Source organism: Streptomyces sp. NPDC085937 (assembly GCF_044540535.1).
GTDB lineage: Bacteria > Actinomycetota > Actinomycetes > Streptomycetales > Streptomycetaceae > Streptomyces.
Genome location: NZ_JBITSH010000013.1, coordinates 19,863 through 37,827, shown reverse-complemented (window position 1 = coordinate 37,827; position 17,965 = coordinate 19,863). Strand labels below are relative to the sequence as shown.

Sequence of the window (17,965 nt, the reverse complement as noted above, 5' to 3'; positions counted from 1 at the left end):
CCGCCAGGGACGGCGTCCCGTGCGGGCCCGTCCGGCGGCACGCGGAGGGCCGCCGCCTCCGTGAGGCAGCGGCCCTTCCGTCCGTGGGGCGCGGCTCAGAGCACGCGCACGGCACCCGACGCCGGGTAGCCGGAGAGGTCCTGGATGACGACGCCCTTCGAGGGGTTGGCGGCGTCCAGGTACTGGCCGTTCCCGATGTAGACACCCACGTGGTACGCGGAACCCTTGCCGCCCCAGTAGAGGATGTCGCCGACCTCGACCTGCGACAGCGGGATGTCGGTGCCCACCATCGACTGGTCCTGGGAGACGCGCGGCAGGTCCACACCGACCTGCTTGAACGCGGCCTGCACCAGGCTGGAGCAGTCCCAGGCGTTGGGGCCCGTGGCACCCATGACGTAGGCGTCGCCCACCTGCGCCTGGAGGAAGGCGATGACCGTCGCGACGCTGCCGCTGGCCGGCGCGGAGACGGTCGCGCTCTGCGTGGTGAGCGAGGGGCGCTCGGCGTCGCGGGCGGCGCGCTCGGCGGCTGCCGCGCGGGCCTCCTCGGCCGCCTTCTTCCTGGCCTCGGCCTTCTTCTTGGCCTCCGCGAGGTCCGCCTTGGCCTGCTTGGCGGCCAGTTCGGCCGCCGCGTCGCGCTCGGCCTGCAGCTGGTAGTTCGCGGCCGCCTGCTGGGTGGCGTCCGCGGACTGGGCGACCTGGGCGGCCAGGTCGGCCGTCAGGGTGGGCAGTTCGAGGGTCTGCGTCACCGGCTCGGCGGCGTTCGCCGAACCCGACGCCCCGGCCACTGCCAGGGTGCTGAGGACGCCACCGGCAACTCCGGCCCGCATCGCGATCGTGGAGGGCGCGGTGCGGCGGGGTTTCCGGTGGCTGCGTATGTGAGCGGTGTGGGACATGGGAACAACCGGTACCAGGGGCTGCTTCATATCTTCAAGAAACGTGTGCTGCGCCACAGTTGTTCAATCAGGCGCCCAAATTCCCCGCGCGTCCCTCCCCATTGACGCCACAACGGACATTGCGGGCGGCCGTGACCGGGCCGTGATCACGTACTTTCATCGTTACGCCCGAATTGCTCCCCGCTTACCACTGGTTGGGTTGGTTGGCCAAGCCCCGTTCCTGAGGGCCTCTCAGAAGTGTGACGGAGGTCACGGAACGATTGGGGTCGTCAGGGCGTCCGGCGGGCCGGCGAGCACATCCGTGCGGACCGCTTGTCCGGTTCGCGGCTCCTGAGGCGCCTTCATGAGGTGAAGTGCCCGGTTTGCCCCGCCCGAGTCGGCCGCGCGGCGGGGGTGTTGGGCAATCGGGGCGCGGTCCGGACTTCGTGAACGCGTGCACACGTCCACATCGCGCCTCGCGACCCCCCTCATGTGTGAACGCGTCCTCTATCAAGCGATCGCGTCCAACACCAATTTGCATGCAGAGGAATCGTCTTGATATGGAGACGCCTCCTCCGGTACCCCTCTGAGCTGCATCGACCGGTCAAGATGTCACCTTTGGTGATCACGCGGACGCTTGGCGTGTGAAGATCACTGCTCATCCGACTTCATGATCGTTCGTCAGGTGGTGGAGATCACAAAGCTTGTGCAATACCCCGTGTCGCAGATCACAGACCCACAGGCATAAGATGCGGAGCGGTTGGGCTTGTGACCTGCTTCACATGTTCTCGATCTTCGCCGGGGCGGGCGTGGTTCGAGGGGCTGATGAGGCGGACGGGCCCACTGCACAACCGCCAGCAGTCAGTGCCGACTGAGAGGAGCGAGGAGCGGTGAACGCGTATGCGCCCATCCTCGTACTGGGAGCCCTCGGGGCAGGCTTTGCGATCTTCTCCGTGGTCATGGCCACGCTGATCGGTCCGAAGCGGTACAACCGGGCGAAGCTCGAGGCCTACGAGTGCGGCATCGAGCCGACCCCCACGCCGGCCGGCGGCGGGCGCTTCCCCATCAAGTACTACCTGACGGCGATGCTCTTCATCATCTTCGATATCGAGATCGTCTTCCTCTACCCCTGGGCCGTCACCTTCGACGCCCTGGGGATTTTCGGGCTCGTGGAGATGCTGCTCTTCGTGCTCACCGTCTTCGTCGCGTACGCGTACGTATGGCGGCGCGGCGGCCTGGAATGGGACTGAGGGGCCACTAAGTCATGGGACTCGAAGAAAAGCTGCCGAGCGGATTCCTGCTGACCACCGTCGAGCAGGCCGCGGGCTGGGTGCGCAAGTCGTCCGTCTTCCCCGCCACGTTCGGCCTCGCCTGCTGTGCCATCGAGATGATGACCACCGGCGCGGGCCGCTACGACCTGGCGCGCTTCGGCATGGAGGTCTTCCGCGGCTCGCCGCGGCAGGCGGACCTCATGATCGTCGCCGGGCGGGTCAGCCAGAAGATGGCGCCGGTGCTCCGGCAGGTCTACGACCAGATGCCGAACCCGAAGTGGGTGATCTCCATGGGGGTCTGCGCCTCCTCGGGCGGCATGTTCAACAACTACGCGATCGTCCAGGGCGTCGACCACGTCGTCCCGGTCGACATCTACCTGCCCGGCTGTCCGCCCCGCCCCGAGATGCTGATGGACGCCATCCTCAAGCTCCACCAGAAGATCCAGAGCTCCAAGCTCGGCGTGAACGCCGAGGAGGCGGCCCGCGAGGCGGAGGAGGCGGCGCTCAAGGCCCTGCCCACGATCGAGATGAAGGGGCTGCTGCGATGAGCGACGCGAACAACACCGCGGGTGACGACGTGAACCCGGAGAAGGAACTCTCCGCCGAGAACCTCCCCGGCCAGCGCGGTGAGGGCGGCGAGCAGATCCGCGTCCAGCGCGGCATGTTCGGCGCCAACAACGGCGGCGACACCTCCGGTTACGGCGGCCTGGTCCGCTCGGTCCGGCTCCCGGGACCGGCGGCCCGCCCCTACGGCGGCTGGTTCGACGAGGTCGCCGACGAGCTGGAGGGGGCGCTGGAGGAGCAGGACCTGCTCCCGGAGAACGCCATCGAGAGGACGGTCGTCGACCGCGACGAGATCACGTTCCACATCGAGCGCGAGCACCTCGTGCGGGTGGCGAAGACCCTGCGCGACGACCCCGCGCTGCGGTTCGAACTGTGCACCGGCGTCAGCGGCGTGCACTACCCGGACGACAAGGGGCGCGAGCTGCACGCCGTCTACCACCTGCGCTCGATCACCCACAACCGGGTGATCCGCCTGGAGGTCGGCGCACCGGACAGCGACCCGCACATCCCGTCGCTGTTCTCCGTCTACCCGACGAACGACTGGCACGAGCGCGAGGCGTACGACTTCTTCGGCATCGTCTTCGACGGTCACCCGGCCCTGACCCGGATCATGATGCCGGACGACTGGCAGGGCCACCCGCAGCGCAAGGACTATCCCCTCGGCGGCATCCCCGTCGAGTACAAGGGCGCCCAGATCCCGGCTCCGGACCAGCGGAGGTCGTACTCGTGAGCACGCACGCAAACCCTCGCGAGACCACCGAGGGCACCGTCTACACCGTCACCGGCGGCGACTGGGACGAGGTCGTCGAGACCGCGGCCAAGGCCGACGACGAGCGGATCGTCGTCAACATGGGCCCGCAGCACCCGTCCACCCACGGAGTGCTCCGGCTGATCCTCGAGATCGACGGCGAGACCGTCACCGAGGCCCGCTGCGGCATCGGCTACCTCCACACCGGCATCGAGAAGAACCTCGAGTACCGGACGTGGACCCAGGGCACCACCTTCGTGACGCGCATGGACTACCTGACGCCGTTCTTCAACGAGACGGCGTACTGCCTCGCGGTCGAGAAACTGCTGGGCATCGAGGACCAGGTGCCCGACCGCGCCACGATCATCCGGGTGCTCCTCATGGAGCTCAACCGGCTCTCCTCCCACCTGGTGTGCATCGCCACCGGCGGCATGGAGCTCGGCGCCACCACGATCATGATCTACGGATTCCGTGACCGTGAACTCATCCTCGACATCTACGAGCTGATCACCGGCCTGCGGATGAACCACGCGTACATCCGGCCCGGCGGACTCGCCCAGGACCTGCCGCCCGGCGCGGTCGACCAGATCCGCGAGTTCGTCAAGAAGATGCGGAAGAACCTCCCCGAGTACGACAAGCTCGCCACCGGGAACCCCATCTTCAAGGCCCGCATGCAGGACGTGGGGTACCTGGACCTGGCCGGCTGCATGGCCCTCGGCGCCACCGGCCCGGTGCTGCGCTCCACCGGCCTGCCGCACGACCTGCGCAAGGCGCAGCCGTACTGCGGCTACGAGACGTACGACTTCGACGTCCCGACCGCCGACACCTGCGACTCCTACGGCCGCTTCCTGATCCGGCTGGAGGAGATGCGCCAGTCGCTGCGCATCGTCGAGCAGTGCCTGGACCGGCTCCAGCCCGGACCGGTCATGGTCGAGGACAAGAAGATCGCCTGGCCCGCCCAGCTCGCCCTGGGACCCGACGGACTCGGCAACTCCCTCGACCACATCAAGCAGATCATGGGCACCTCCATGGAGGCCCTGATCCACCACTTCAAGCTGGTCACCGAGGGCTTCCGGGTCCCGCCGGGCCAGGCGTACGCGGCCGTGGAGTCACCCAAGGGCGAACTCGGCGTGCACGTCGTCTCCGACGGCGGCACCCGCCCCTACCGGGTCCACTTCCGCGACCCGTCCTTCACCAACCTTCAGGCCATGGCGGCGATGTGCGAGGGCGGCCAGGTCGCCGACGTCATCGTCGCCGTCGCGTCCATCGACCCCGTGATGGGAGGCGTCGACCGGTGACCACCTCTTCTTCCGAGCGGGGCGTCAGCCTGGGCATGCCGGAACTGCCCGCACCCGCCTACCCGGACGACGTCCGGGCCCGGCTGGAGACCGACGCGCGCGCGATCGTCGCCCGCTACCCGGACTCCCGGTCCGCCCTCCTGCCGATGCTGCACCTGGTGCAGGCCGAGGAGGGGCACGTCACGCGCACCGGCATGCGGTTCTGCGCCGACATGCTCGGCCTGACCACGGCCGAGGTGACCGCGGTCGCCACCTTCTACACCATGTACCGGCGCCGCCCGAGCGGCGACTACCAGGTCGGGGTGTGCACCAACACCCTGTGCGCGGTGATGGGCGGCGACGCGATCTTCGAGGAGCTCCAGGAGCACCTGGGCGTCGGCAACGGCGAGACCACCGCCGACGGCAAGGTCACCCTGGAGCACATCGAGTGCAACGCGGCCTGCGACTACGCGCCCGTGGTGATGGTCAACTGGGAGTTCTTCGACAACCAGACCCCCGAGAGCGCCAAGCGCATGGTCGACGACCTGCGCGAGGGGCGTCCGGTCGCGCCCACCCGCGGCGCGCCGCTGTGCACGTTCAAGGAGACCGCCCGCATCCTGGCCGGCTTCCCCGACGAGCGCGAGGGCGCCGTCGAGGCCACCGGCAGCGCGGGGCCCGCCTCCCTGATCGGCCTGAAGCTCGCCAAGGGCGAGGCCGCCCCCGCGCGCGTGGTGCACCCGCGCGGCGAGGCGCCGCAGGACGCCCCGCCGCACGAGCCGTCGCCCACCGAGCACCTCAGCTCGCACGACGCACCGCAGGACACGGCGGCCTCCGACCCGGCCCACCCGTCAGGACCTGCCGCCGAGGAGGGGGAGTGATGACCTTGGCACCCGAACTGAAGGACACCAGCCCGGAGAAGCTGCTCTCACCGGTGCTGTCGGCCTTCTGGGACGAGGACAAGTCGTGGACGCTCGACGTCTACCGGCGGCACGACGGGTACGAGGGGCTGCGCAAGGCGCTCGCCATGTCACCGGACGACGTCATCGCGTACGTCAAGGAGTCCGGACTGCGCGGACGCGGCGGCGCCGGCTTCCCGACGGGCATGAAGTGGCAGTTCATCCCGCAGGGCGACGGCAAGCCCCACTACCTCGTCGTCAACGCCGACGAGTCGGAGCCCGGGACCTGCAAGGACATCCCGCTGCTCTTCGCCAACCCGCACAGCCTCATCGAGGGCATCGTCATCGCCTGCCACGCCATCAGGTCGTCGCACGCCTTCGTCTACCTGCGCGGTGAGGTCGTCCCCGTCCTGCGGCGGCTGCACGAGGCCGTGCGCGAGGCCAAGGAGGCCGGCTTCCTCGGCGAGAACATCCTGGGCAGCGGACTCGACCTCGAACTCACCGTGCACGCGGGCGCGGGCGCGTACATCTGCGGTGAGGAGACCGCGCTGCTCGACTCGCTGGAGGGCCGCCGGGGCCAGCCCCGCCTGCGTCCGCCCTTCCCCGCCGTCGCGGGCCTCTACGCGTGCCCCACCGTGGTGAACAACGTGGAGTCCATCGCGTCGGTTCCCGCCATCATGAACCGGGGCAAGGACTGGTTCCGGTCGATGGGCAGCGAGAAGTCCCCGGGCTTCACGCTCTACTCGCTCAGCGGCCACGTCGCGAGCCCCGGCCAGTACGAGGCGCCGCTGGGCATCACCCTGCGCCAGCTGCTCGACATGAGCGGCGGGATGCGGCCGGGCCACCGGCTGAAGTTCTGGACGCCGGGCGGCTCGTCCACCCCGATGTTCACCGACGAGCATCTCGACGTCCCGCTCGACTACGAGGGCGTCGGCGCCGCGGGCTCCATGCTCGGCACCAAGGCACTGCAGTGCTTCGACGAGACCACCTGCGTGGTCCGCGCCGTCACCCGCTGGACCGAGTTCTACGCCCACGAGTCCTGCGGCAAGTGCACCCCCTGCCGCGAGGGCACGTACTGGCTGGTCCAGCTGTTGCGCGACATCGAGGCCGGCAAGGGACAGATGTCCGACCTCGACAAGCTGAACGACATCGCCGACAACATCAACGGCAAGTCCTTCTGCGCCCTCGGCGACGGCGCCGCCTCGCCGATCTTCTCCTCGCTGAAGTACTTCCGCGAGGAGTACGAGCAGCACATCACGGGCCGTGGCTGCCCCTTCGACCCGGCCGCGTCGACGGCCTGGGCCGACCGTACGGAGGTGCACGCATGACTGTGACCACCAACGCTCCCTCCGGCGGGGGAGAGGCGGCGGTCCCGCCCGAGGACCTCGTGACGCTGACCATCGACGGCGCCGAGATCAGCGTGCCCAAGGGCACCCTGGTCATCCGGGCCGCCGAGCAGCTCGGCATCGAGATCCCCCGGTTCTGCGACCACCCGCTGCTCGCGCCCGCCGGCGCCTGCCGCCAGTGCATCGTGGAGGTCGAGGGCCAGCGCAAGCCCATGGCGTCCTGCACCATCACCTGCACCGACGGGATGGTGGTGAAGACGCAGCTCTCCTCCCCGGTCGCGGAGAAGGCCCAGAAGGGTGTGATGGAGCTGCTGCTCATCAACCACCCGCTGGACTGCCCGGTCTGCGACAAGGGCGGCGAGTGCCCGCTGCAGAACCAGGCGATGTCGCACGGCAACGCCGAGTCCCGCTTCGAGGGCAAGAAGCGCACCTACGAGAAGCCCGTCGCGATCTCCACGCAGGTGCTGCTGGACCGTGAGCGGTGCGTGCTGTGCGCCCGCTGCACCCGGTTCTCCAACCAGATCGCGGGCGACCCGATGATCGAGCTGGTCGAGCGGGGCGCGCTGCAGCAGGTCGGCACCGGCGAGGGCGACCCCTTCGAGTCGTACTTCTCCGGCAACACCATCCAGATCTGCCCCGTAGGCGCGCTGACCTCGGCCGCGTACCGGTTCCGCTCCCGCCCGTTCGACCTGATCTCCTCGCCGTCGGTGTGCGAGCACTGCTCGGGCGGCTGCGCCACCCGCACCGACCACCGGCGCGGCAAGGTCATGCGGCGGCTCGCCGCCGACGACCCCGAGGTCAACGAGGAGTGGATCTGCGACAAGGGCCGCTTCGCGTTCCGGTACGCCCAGCAGCGGGACCGTCTCGGCACCCCGCTGGTGCGCAACGCGGAGGGTGACCTGGAACCGGCGTCGTGGCCGGACGCCCTGCAGATCGCGGCGCAGGGCCTGCTGGCCTCCCGGGGCCGCACGGGCGTGCTGACCGGCGGCCGGCTGACCGTCGAGGACGCCTACGCGTACAGCAAGTTCGCCCGGGTCGCGCTCGCCACCAACGACATCGACTTCCGGGCGCGGGCGCACAGCCCCGAGGAGGCCGACTTCCTCGCCGCGCGCGTCGCGGGACGGGGCCGCGACCTGGACGGCAGCGGTGTCACCTACACCTCCCTGGAGAAGGCCCCGGCCGTCCTGCTGGTCGGGTTCGAGTCCGAGGAGGAGGCACCGGGCGTCTTCCTGCGGCTGCGCAAGGCCTGGCGTGGACACGGGCAGCGCACCTTCGCCCTGGCCACGCACGCCACGCGCGGTCTCACCAAGGCCGGCGGCACGCTGCTGCCGGCGGCCCCCGGCACCGAGACCGAGTGGCTGGACGCGCTGGCGAGCGGAGTCGGCCTGGAGGGCGACGGGGCCGTGGCCGCCGAGGCGCTGCGCGCCGAGGGCGCGGTCGTCGTCGTCGGCGAGCGGCTGGCCGCCGTACGCGGCGGGCTCACCGCGGCCGTACGGTTCGCCACCGCGACCGGCGCCCGGCTGGTGTGGATCCCGCGCCGGGCCGGGGAGCGGGGCGCGATCGAGGCGGGCGCGCTGCCGTCGCTGCTGCCGGGCGGGCGCCCGGCGACCGACCCGCGCGCCCGCGAGGAGGTGGCGGCCCTCTGGGGCGTCGCCGAACTGCCGCACCGCTACGGCCGGGACACCGCCCAGATCGTCGAGGCGGCCGCCCGCGGCGAGCTGCAGGCGCTGCTGGTGGCGGGCGTGGAGGTCACCGACCTGCCCGACCCGGCCCGCGCGCGTGCCGCGCTCGCCGAGGCCGGGTTCGTGGTCTCCCTGGAACTGCGGCCCGGTGAGGTCACCGAACTCGCCGACGTGGTCCTGCCGGTCGCCGCGGTCGCGGAGAAGGCGGGCACCTTCCTCAACTGGGAGGGCAGGGTGCGGCTGTTCGAGGCGGCGCTCAAGCCGGACCAGATGACCCGGCGGCTCCCGCCCACCGACGCGCGCGTGCTGCAGATGCTCGCCGACGCCATGGACGTCCACCTGGGCCTGCCGGACCTGCGCACCGTCCGCTCGGAGATCGACCGGCTCGGCGTGTGGGACGGCCCGCGCGCCGCCGACCCGGTGGAGACCGCGGGCGCCCTGCCCCGGCCGGCCGCCGGCGAGGCGGTGCTGGCCGGGCACCGGCTCCTGCTCGACCTGGGCGTGCTCCAGCAGGGCGACGAGGCGCTGGCGGGCACCCGGCACGCCGCCCACGCCCGGCTGTCGGCCGCCACGGCCGCCGAGGTCGGCGTCAAGGACGGCGACACCCTCGCGGTGACCGGCACCGCCGGGACCCTCGAACTGACCCTGTCCGTCACCGAAATGCCCGACCGGGTGGTCTGGCTCCCGCTCAACTCCACGGACGGCGGGGTCGCTTCCGGCACCGGGGCACTTCCCGGCTCCCTCGTCCGCATCGGCCCGGCGACCCTCGCCGGTGAGGCTCCCCAGGAGGTGGAGGCATGAGCCCGTACCTCGCCGCTGAAGACCTCTCGATGTTCGGCCGCGATCCCTGGTGGCTGATCCTCGTCAAGGCGGTGTTCTGCTTCGCCTTCCTGATGGTGACCGTGCTGCTCTCCATCGTCATGGAGCGCAAGGTCGTCGCCTGGATGCAGCTGCGCGTCGGCCCCAACCGGCACGGCCCCTGGGGCATGCTCCAGTCGCTCGCCGACGGCGTGAAGCTGATGCTGAAGGAAGACGTCATCGTCAAGCGCGCGGACAAGGCGGTCTACGTCCTCGCGCCGGTCGTCGCCGCGATCCCGGCCTTCATGGCGTTCGCGGTGATCCCCTTCGGCCCGGCCGGCAACGAGATCTCGATCTTCGGCCAGCGCACCACGATGCAGCTCACCGACCTGCCGATCGCGGCGCTCTACATCCTCGCGGTCGCCTCGGTCGGCATCTACGGCATCGTCCTGGCGGGCTGGAGCTCCGGCTCCACCTACCCGCTCCTCGGCGGCCTGCGCTCCTGCGCGCAGATGATCTCCTACGAGATCGCCATGGGCGCCGCGTTCGCCTCCGTCTTCCTCTACTCGGGGTCGATGTCGACGTCGACGATCGTCGAGGCGCAGGCCGACCGCTGGTACGTGCTGCTGCTGCCGGTGTCGTTCCTGATCTACATCGTGACGATGGTCGGCGAGACCAACCGCGCCCCGTTCGACATGCCGGAGTCCGAGGGCGACCTGGTCGGCGGCTTCAACACCGAGTACTCGTCGATCAAGTTCGCGATGTTCATGCTCGCCGAGTACATCAACATGGTGACCGTCTCGGCGGTCGCGGTGACCCTGTTCCTGGGCGGGTGGCGGGCTCCCTGGCCGGTCAGCACCTTCTGGGAGGGCGCCAACCACGGCTGGTGGCCGATGCTCTGGTTCACCGGCAAGCTGCTGACCCTGCTGTTCGGCTTCGTCTGGCTGCGCGGCACGCTCCCGCGCGTCCGCTACGACCAGCTGATGAAGCTCGGCTGGAAGGTCCTCATCCCGGTCTCCCTGGTGTGGCTGATGGCGGTCGCCACCGTGCGGGCGCTGCGCAACGAGAACTACGACTTCGCCGACATCGCGCTCTACATCGCCGGCGCCGTCCTCGTTCTGCTGCTGCTCTCCTTCGTCGCGGACATGTTCCGCGGCCGGGGCCAGGACACCGGGGAGCCCGTCGACCAGCCTCCCTTCGACCCGATGGCGGGCGGGTTCCCCGTGCCGCCGCTGCCCGGGCAGGAGCTGCCGCCGGTGCCGCGACGCCGTCCGCGCCGGGAGCGGGAGCTCGTTGTCAGTGGCGGACCCGATACTCACAGTGACGAATCCCAGGGCGGATCGACGGATGGAAAGGAGGCGTCCGATGGCTGAGGAACCGAAGGACACCAAGCCCGGTTTCATGAACCCGGCGGCCGGCTTCGGCGTGACCTTCAAGGCCATGTTCAAGAAGCGGCTCACCGAGCAGTACCCGGAGCAGCAGAAGACCACCGCTCCGCGCTTCCACGGACGGCACCAGCTCAACCGCCATCCGGACGGCCTGGAGAAGTGCGTCGGCTGCGAGCTGTGCGCCTGGGCCTGTCCCGCCGACGCGATCTACGTGGAGGGCGCGGACAACACCGAGGAGGAGCGCTACTCGCCGGGCGAGCGGTACGGCCGCGTCTACCAGATCAACTACGCCCGCTGCATCCTGTGCGGCCTGTGCATCGAGGCGTGCCCCACGCGCGCGCTGACGATGACCAACGAGTTCGAGCTGGCCGACTCCAGCCGCGCCAACCTCATCTACACCAAGGAGCAGCTGCTCGCGGGCCTGGAGGAGGGCATGGTCGACTCCCCGCACGCCATGTACCCGGGCACCGACGAACAGGACTACTACCGGGGCCTGGTGACCGAGGCCGCGCCCGGTACCGAGCCCCAGGTCGCCCACTCCAAGGGCGAAGTGGTGCAGGAGGCCGACTCGACCTTCGGTCCCGAGGAGCCCGCGTCGGAGAAGGTGGTCGGGCGATGACCGGGCAGCTCGCCGCCTACTCCACCTCCACCGGAGAGGCCTTCCAGTTCTGGGTGCTGGGCACCGTCGCCGTGATCGGCGCGCTGTGCACCGTCTTCATGCGGCGGGCCGTGCACAGCGCGCTCTGCCTGGCCGGCACCATGATCATCCTGGCCGTGTTCTACCTGGCCAACGGCGCCTACTTCCTGGGCGTCGTACAGATCGTCGTCTACACCGGCGCGATCATGATGCTGTTCCTGTTCGTGGTGATGCTGGTCGGCGTCACGGCCGCGGACTCCCTGAAGGAGACCATCAAGGGCCAGCGCTGGCTGGCCCTGCTGTGCGGCCTCGGCTTCGGCGTCCTGCTGGTGGGCGGCATCGGCAACGCCTCGCTGAACGAGTTCAACGGCATCGGCGAGGCGAACTCCGGCGGGAACGTGCAGGGGCTCGCCTCCCTGCTGTTCACCAAGTACGTGTTCGCCTTCGAGATCACCGGCGCCCTGCTCATCACGGCCGCCGTCGGCGCCATGGTGCTCACCCACCGGGAGCGCACCGAGCGGGCCAGGACCCAGCGGGAGATGGCCGAGCAGCGCGTCCGCGAGGGCACGTACCTGCCGCCGCTGCCCGCTCCCGGCGTCTACGCCCGGCACAACGCGGTGGACATCGCGGGCCTGCTGCCCGACGGCACCCCCTCGGACCTCACCGTCAGCCAGACGCTGCGGGACCGCGGCCAGGTCCGTGACGTGTCGCAGGAGGCGATCAACGACCTGCGGGCGATGGAGCAGCGCGCGGAGGAGCGCCTGGAGCGCCGGGCGATCGATCCGCCGAACTTCAAGCGGGCCGAGGAGGCGTCGAAGTGAATCCCGTCAACTACCTGTACCTGGCGGCGCTGCTGTTCACCATCGGCGCCACCGGTGTGCTGATCCGGCGCAACGCGATCGTCGTGTTCATGTGCGTCGAGCTGATGCTCAACGCCTGCAACCTCGCGTTCGTCGCCTTCTCCCGCATGCACGGCAACCTCGACGGCCAGATCATCGCGTTCTTCACGATGGTCGTCGCCGCCGCGGAGGTCGTGGTGGGGCTGGCGATCATCGTGTCCCTGTTCCGTTCCCGCCACTCGGCCTCGGTCGACGACGCCAGCCTGATGAAGCTGTGAGGGGCTGCTGAATCGTGGAGAACCTGATTGCGCTGCTGGTGGCGGCGCCCCTGCTCGGAGCGGCGGTCCTGCTGTGCGGCGGACGCCGGCTGGACGCCGTCGGCCACTGGATCGGCACGGCACTGGCCGCCGTCTCGTTCGCCCTCGGCCTGGTGCTCTTCAGCGACCTGCTGGGCAAGGGCGCCGAGGAACGCACCCTTACGCAGCACCTGTTCAGCTGGATCCCGGTGGAGGGCTTCCAGGCGGACGTCGCCTTCCGGCTCGACCAGCTGTCGATGACGTTCGTGCTGCTGATCACGGGCGTCGGCTCGCTGATCCACCTCTACTCCGTCGGGTACATGGAGCACGACGAGCGGCGCCGCCGCTTCTTCGGCTACCTGAACCTCTTCCTCGCGGCGATGCTGATCCTGGTCCTCGCCGACAACTACCTGCTGCTGTACGTCGGCTGGGAGGGCGTCGGTCTCGCCTCCTACCTGCTGATCGGCTTCTGGCAGCACAAGCCCAGCGCGGCCACCGCCGCGAAGAAGGCCTTCCTGGTCAACCGCGTCGGAGACATGGGCCTGTCGATCGGGATCATGCTGATGTTCCTGTGGTTCGGCACCTTCGCCTTCGGGCCGGTGCTCGGCGGCCACGGGGAGGCCGGTCTCGCCGGTGAGGCGGGCGAGGGCAAGCTGACCGCGATCGCCCTGATGCTGCTGCTCGCCGCGTGCGGCAAGTCCGCCCAGGTGCCGCTGCAGTCCTGGCTCGGGGACGCGATGGAGGGCCCGACCCCGGTCTCGGCCCTCATCCACGCCGCGACCATGGTGACCGCGGGCGTCTACCTGATCGTCCGGTCCGCGGCCGTCTTCAACGGCGCCCCGGACGCCCAGCTGGTGGTCACCATCGTCGGCGCGGTCACGCTGCTGTTCGGTGCGATCGTCGGTTGCGCCAAGGACGACATCAAGAAGGCGCTGGCCGGTTCGACCATGTCGCAGATCGGCTACATGGTGCTGGCCGCGGGCCTCGGCCCGATCGGCTACGTCTTCGCGATCATGCACCTGGTGACGCACGGCTTCTTCAAGGCCGGCCTCTTCCTCGGCGCCGGCTCGGTCATGCACGGCATGAACGACGAGGTCGACATGCGCCGTTACGGCGGCCTCAGGAAGTACATGCCGGTCACGTTCGTCACCTTCGGGCTCGGCTACCTCGCGATCATCGGCTTCCCGGGGCTGTCGGGTTTCTTCTCCAAGGACAAGATCATCGAGGCGGCGTTCGCCAAGGGCGGCACGGAGGGCTGGATCCTCGGCGCCTGCGCCCTGCTGGGCGCGGCCATCACCGCGTACTACATGACGCGCGTGATGTTGATGACGTTCTTCGGTGAGGAGCGCTGGCGCAACGCGCCCACGCCGTCCCCGGCCGCCCCGGACGTCGAGCCGGCCGCCGAGACGCGCGGGGAGTACGAACCGCCGCACCCGCACGAGTCGCCGAAGTCGATGACCGTCCCGATGATCGTGCTGGCCGTCGGATCGGTCGCGGGCGGCGCGTTCTTCAGCATCGGCGACCGCTTCGTGCACTGGCTGGAGCCGGTCACCGGGCACGCCCACGGGCACCCGCCGGTCAGCGCGCTGACGGTGACGCTGTCCACGGTCGCGGTCATGGTCATCGGCGTGGCGATCGCCTGGGCGCAGTACGGACGGCGCCCGGTGCCGGCCGTCGCCCCGCGCGGTTCGCTGCTCACCCGGGCCGCCCGCCGCGACCTGCTCCAGGACGACTTCAACCACGTGGTCCTGGTCCGCGGCGGCGAGCACCTCACCCGCTCGCTGGTGTACGTCGACCACACCCTGGTCGACGGCGTCGTCAACGGCACGGCGGCCTCCGTGGGCGGCCTGTCCGGGCGGATGCGCAGGCTGCAGAACGGCTTCGCGCGGTCCTACGCGGTCTCGATGTTCGGCGGCACGGCGGTCCTCGTCGCCGCGACCCTGCTGATGAGGGCGGTCTGATACCGATGTCCTTTCCTCTCCTGACAGCGACGGCGGCGCTCCCGGCCATCGGGGCGATCGCCACGGCCGCCGTACCGGCCGCGAAGCGCACGGCCGCCAAATGGCTGGCCCTGCTGTTCTCGCTGGCCACCCTCGCCCTCGCGATCACCGTCCTGGTCCGCTTCGACCCGGACGGCGACCGCTACCAGCTCACCGAGTCCCACTCCTGGATCGCCGACTTCGGCGTCCGCTACGAACTGGGCGTGGACGGCATCGCGGTGGCGTTGATCGCGCTGACCGCCCTGCTGATCCCGTTCATCGTGCTGGCGGGCTGGCACGACGCCGACCCGCTGGAGACCGGCAGCAGGCGGTGGCGGCCGACGCAGGGCTTCTTCGCCCTGATCCTGGCCGTCGAGGCGATGGTGATCATCTCCTTCGAGGCCACCGACGTCTTCCTCTTCTACATTTTCTTCGAAGCCATGCTCATCCCGATGTACTTCCTCATCGGCGGCTTCGGGGACCGTGCGCACAAGGACGGCGAGGAGAAGGCGGCGACCCAGCGGTCGTACGCGGCGGTGAAGTTCCTGCTGTACAACCTGGCCGGCGGTCTGATCATGCTGGCCGCGGTGATCGGGCTGTACGTGGTCGCCGGGAACTTCTCCCTCACCGAGATCGCGCAGGCCCGCGCGAACGGCGAGCTGGAGATGGCGACCAGCACGGAGCGCTGGCTGTTCCTCGGCTTCTTCTTCGCCTTCGCGGTGAAGGCGCCGCTGTGGCCGCTGCACACCTGGCTGCCCAACGCCATGCAGGAGTCCACCGCGCCGGTCGCCGTGCTGATCACGGCGGTCGTCGACAAGGTGGGCACCTTCGCGATGCTGCGCTTCTGCCTCCAGCTCTTCCCGGAGGCCAGCAAGTGGGCGACCCCGGTGATCCTGGTGCTGGCGGTGATCAGCATCATCTACGGCGCGCTGCTCGCCGTCGGCCAGCGCGACATCAAGCGGCTGATCGCCTACGCCTCGATCTCCCACTTCGGCTTCATCGTGATGGGCATCTTCGCGATGACCAGCCAGGGCCAGTCCGGGGCGACGCTCTACATGGTCAACCACGGCATCTCGACCGCCGTGCTGATGCTGATCGCCGGGTTCCTGATCTCCCGGCGCGGCTCGCGGCTCATCGCCGACTTCGGCGGTGTGCAGAAGGTGGCCCCGGTGCTCGCCGGCACCTTCCTGATCGGGGGCCTGGCGACCCTCTCGCTGCCGGGGCTCGCGCCCTTCGTCAGTGAGTTCCTGGTCCTGGTCGGCACGTTCACGCGCTATCCGGCGATCGGCATCATCGCCACCTTCGGCATCGTGCTCGCCGCGCTCTACACCCTCGTCCTGTACCAGCGGACGATGACCGGCCCGGTGAAGCCGGAGGTCGCCGCGATGCCCGACCTGCGGGTCCGGGAGATCGCGGTGGTGGCGCCGCTGGTCGTGCTGCTGGTGTTCCTGGGCGTCTACCCGAAGCCCGTCACGGACGTCGTGAACCCGGCGGTGGAGCACACCATGTCCGACGTACAGAAGAAGGACCCCCAGCCCGAGGTGGAGGCGGCCAAGTGAGCGCAACAGCAGCCGTCCACAGCCTGTGGACAACCGCGGCCGATCCGATCGCCAAGATCGACGCACCCAAGATCGAGTACGGGCAGCTCGCCCCCACCCTGATCGTCGTCGGCGCGGCGCTCGTCGGGGTGCTGGTCGAGGCGTTCGTGCCGCGCAGGTCCCGGTACTACGCGCAGATGTTCGTCGCCGTGGTGGCGCTGGCCGCAGCGTTCGCCGCCGTGGTGGCGCTCGCCGCGGACGGGTACGCCACCACCAAGGCGGGCATCGCGGCGATGGGCGCCATCGCCGTCGACGGGCCGGCGCTCTTCCTGCAGGGCACCATCCTGCTGACGGCGCTGGTGGGCCTGTTCACCTTCGCCGAGCGCCGGCTCGACCCGGAGGCGCACGGCAACCGCGTCGACTCCTTCGCCGCGCAGGCCGCGGCCGTCCCCGGCAGCGACGCCGAGAAACGGGCCGTCAAGGCCGGGTTCACCACCACCGAGGTGTTCCCGCTGCTGCTCTTCGCGGTCGCGGGCATGCTGGTCTTCCCGGCGGCCAACGACCTGCTGACGCTGTTCGTGGCCCTGGAGGTCCTCTCCCTCCCGCTGTACCTGCTGTGCGCGCTGGCCCGCCGCAAGCGGCTGATGTCGCAGGAGGCGGCGGTCAAGTACTTCCTGCTCGGCGCGTTCGCCTCCGCGTTCACGCTGTTCGGCATCGCCCTGCTGTACGGCTACGCGGGCTCCATGTCGTACGCGACGATCGCGCAGGTCGTCGACGGCACGGTGCCGGAGATCACCCCGGCGCTCGCCGACACCATGGGCAACGACGCGCTGCTGCTGATCGGTGCCGCGTTGCTGGTCATGGGCCTGCTGTTCAAGGTCGGCGCGGTGCCCTTCCACATGTGGACGCCCGACGTCTACCAGGGCGCCCCCACACCGGTCACCGGCTTCATGGCGGCGGCCACCAAGGTCGCGGCCTTCGGCGCCCTGCTGCGCCTGCTGTACGTGGTGCTGCCGGGCCTGCGCTGGGACTGGCGGCCGGTCATGTGGGGCGTTGCCATCGTCACCATGCTGGCCGGCGCGATCGTGGCGATCACCCAGACCGACATCAAGCGGCTGCTGGCCTACTCCTCGATCGCGCACGCGGGCTTCATCCTCGCGGGTGTCATCGCGGCCACGCCGTCGGGCATCTCGTCGGTGCTGTTCTACCTGGCGGCCTACTCCTTCGTGACGATCGGCGCCTTCGCCGTGGTCACGCTGGTCCGGGACGCCGGCGGCGAGGCGACCCACCTGTCCAAGTGGGCGGGCCTGGGCCGGCGCTCCCCGCTGGTGGCGGCGGTGTTCGCGGTGTTCCTGCTGGCCTTCGCGGGCATCCCGCTGACCTCGGGCTTCGCCGGGAAGTTCGCCGTGTTCAAGGCGGCGGCGGAGGGCGGGGCGGCCCCGCTGGTCGTGATCGGTGTGATCTCGTCCGCGGTCGCGGCGTTCTTCTACATCCGCGTCATCGTGCTGATGTTCTTCAGCGAGCCGCGCCCCGAGGGCCCGACCGTCGCGGTGCCGTCGCCGCTGACGATGACGGCGATCGGGGTCGGCGTGGCGGTCACGGTGGTGCTCGGTGTGGCACCGCAGTACTTCCTGGAGCTGGCCGGGGACGCGGGGGTGTTCGTGCGCTGAGGCGCACGCCCGCCGGACGACTGGCGCGGCCCGGTACCCCTCGGCGGGGTGCCGGGCCGCGGTCGTTCCCGGTCACGTTCCGCTCCGGGACGGAGCGTTCCGTGCGGGCCTGTGGACAACTCCGGGGCTGTCGGTGCGGGCGCCTAAGGTGGACGCAGTGGTCG

15 protein-coding genes are annotated in these 17,965 nt (G+C 70.1%); 14 read left to right on the top strand and 1 reads right to left on the bottom strand.

Annotated features, from left to right (window positions below):
- Positions 1–95: 95 nt before the first annotated feature.
- Entirely contained in the window at positions 96–923 is an 828-nt protein-coding gene (locus ACIF8S_RS25245; protein ID WP_400001926.1) for a C40 family peptidase, read from the bottom strand.
- A gap of 839 nt (positions 924–1,762) precedes the next feature.
- On the opposite strand from ACIF8S_RS25245, the gene ACIF8S_RS25240 reads away from it, so the two are divergent.
- From ACIF8S_RS25240 to nuoN, 14 genes are read left to right on the top strand one after another with little or no spacing between them, the layout of a single operon-like run.
- On the top strand, positions 1,763–2,122 hold the full coding sequence (locus tag ACIF8S_RS25240; protein ID WP_003974383.1) for an NADH-quinone oxidoreductase subunit A: 360 nt from the start codon (positions 1,763–1,765) through the stop codon (positions 2,120–2,122).
- Between the two features lie 14 nt (positions 2,123–2,136).
- A complete protein-coding gene (locus tag ACIF8S_RS25235) occupies positions 2,137–2,691 on the top strand; it encodes an NADH-quinone oxidoreductase subunit B family protein (protein ID WP_006133126.1) in 555 nt (184 codons plus the stop codon).
- Entirely contained in the window at positions 2,688–3,437 is a 750-nt protein-coding gene (locus tag ACIF8S_RS25230) for an NADH-quinone oxidoreductase subunit C (RefSeq protein WP_400001924.1), read from the top strand. The genes ACIF8S_RS25235 and ACIF8S_RS25230 overlap by 4 nt, the downstream gene beginning before the upstream one ends.
- The gene (locus ACIF8S_RS25225) at positions 3,434–4,753 is read left to right on the top strand and encodes an NADH-quinone oxidoreductase subunit D (RefSeq protein WP_400001923.1); all 1,320 of its coding nucleotides are present in this window, start codon (positions 3,434–3,436) and stop codon (positions 4,751–4,753) included. The genes ACIF8S_RS25230 and ACIF8S_RS25225 overlap by 4 nt, the downstream gene beginning before the upstream one ends.
- The gene (gene nuoE / locus ACIF8S_RS25220) at positions 4,750–5,610 is read left to right on the top strand and encodes an NADH-quinone oxidoreductase subunit NuoE (RefSeq protein ID WP_033272533.1); all 861 of its coding nucleotides are present in this window, start codon (positions 4,750–4,752) and stop codon (positions 5,608–5,610) included. Before ACIF8S_RS25225 ends, nuoE begins: the two co-directional genes overlap by 4 nt.
- On the top strand, positions 5,610–6,956 hold the full coding sequence (gene nuoF, locus ACIF8S_RS25215; RefSeq protein WP_400001922.1) for an NADH-quinone oxidoreductase subunit NuoF: 1,347 nt from the start codon (positions 5,610–5,612) through the stop codon (positions 6,954–6,956). Before nuoE ends, nuoF begins: the two co-directional genes overlap by 1 nt.
- Positions 6,953–9,457 carry an NADH-quinone oxidoreductase subunit G gene (locus tag ACIF8S_RS25210; protein WP_400001920.1) on the top strand — a complete coding sequence of 835 codons (2,505 nt, stop codon included), beginning with the start codon at positions 6,953–6,955 and terminating at the stop codon, positions 9,455–9,457. The genes nuoF and ACIF8S_RS25210 overlap by 4 nt, the downstream gene beginning before the upstream one ends.
- Positions 9,454–10,827, top strand: coding sequence for an NADH-quinone oxidoreductase subunit NuoH (gene nuoH / locus ACIF8S_RS25205; protein WP_349791316.1), 1,374 nt, complete (start codon positions 9,454–9,456; stop codon positions 10,825–10,827). Before ACIF8S_RS25210 ends, nuoH begins: the two co-directional genes overlap by 4 nt.
- Positions 10,820–11,461 (top strand): NADH-quinone oxidoreductase subunit NuoI, encoded by a 642-nt coding sequence (nuoI, locus tag ACIF8S_RS25200; RefSeq protein ID WP_349791318.1) that lies wholly within the window; start codon positions 10,820–10,822, stop codon positions 11,459–11,461. Before nuoH ends, nuoI begins: the two co-directional genes overlap by 8 nt.
- On the top strand, positions 11,458–12,300 hold the full coding sequence (locus ACIF8S_RS25195) for an NADH-quinone oxidoreductase subunit J (protein ID WP_400001918.1): 843 nt from the start codon (positions 11,458–11,460) through the stop codon (positions 12,298–12,300). Before nuoI ends, ACIF8S_RS25195 begins: the two co-directional genes overlap by 4 nt.
- Entirely contained in the window at positions 12,297–12,596 is a 300-nt protein-coding gene (gene nuoK, locus ACIF8S_RS25190) for an NADH-quinone oxidoreductase subunit NuoK (RefSeq protein WP_004927567.1), read from the top strand. The genes ACIF8S_RS25195 and nuoK overlap by 4 nt, the downstream gene beginning before the upstream one ends.
- Positions 12,597–12,610: 14 nt before the next feature.
- Entirely contained in the window at positions 12,611–14,575 is a 1,965-nt protein-coding gene (gene nuoL, locus ACIF8S_RS25185; RefSeq protein ID WP_400001916.1) for an NADH-quinone oxidoreductase subunit L, read from the top strand.
- A gap of 5 nt (positions 14,576–14,580) precedes the next feature.
- The gene (locus tag ACIF8S_RS25180) at positions 14,581–16,152 is read left to right on the top strand and encodes an NADH-quinone oxidoreductase subunit M (protein ID WP_400001914.1); all 1,572 of its coding nucleotides are present in this window, start codon (positions 14,581–14,583) and stop codon (positions 16,150–16,152) included.
- Complete coding sequence (gene nuoN, locus ACIF8S_RS25175; RefSeq protein WP_400001912.1) at positions 16,149–17,801, top strand: NADH-quinone oxidoreductase subunit NuoN; 1,653 nt, start codon at positions 16,149–16,151, stop codon at positions 17,799–17,801. The genes ACIF8S_RS25180 and nuoN overlap by 4 nt, the downstream gene beginning before the upstream one ends.
- The last annotated feature ends 164 nt before the right edge of the window (positions 17,802–17,965 follow it).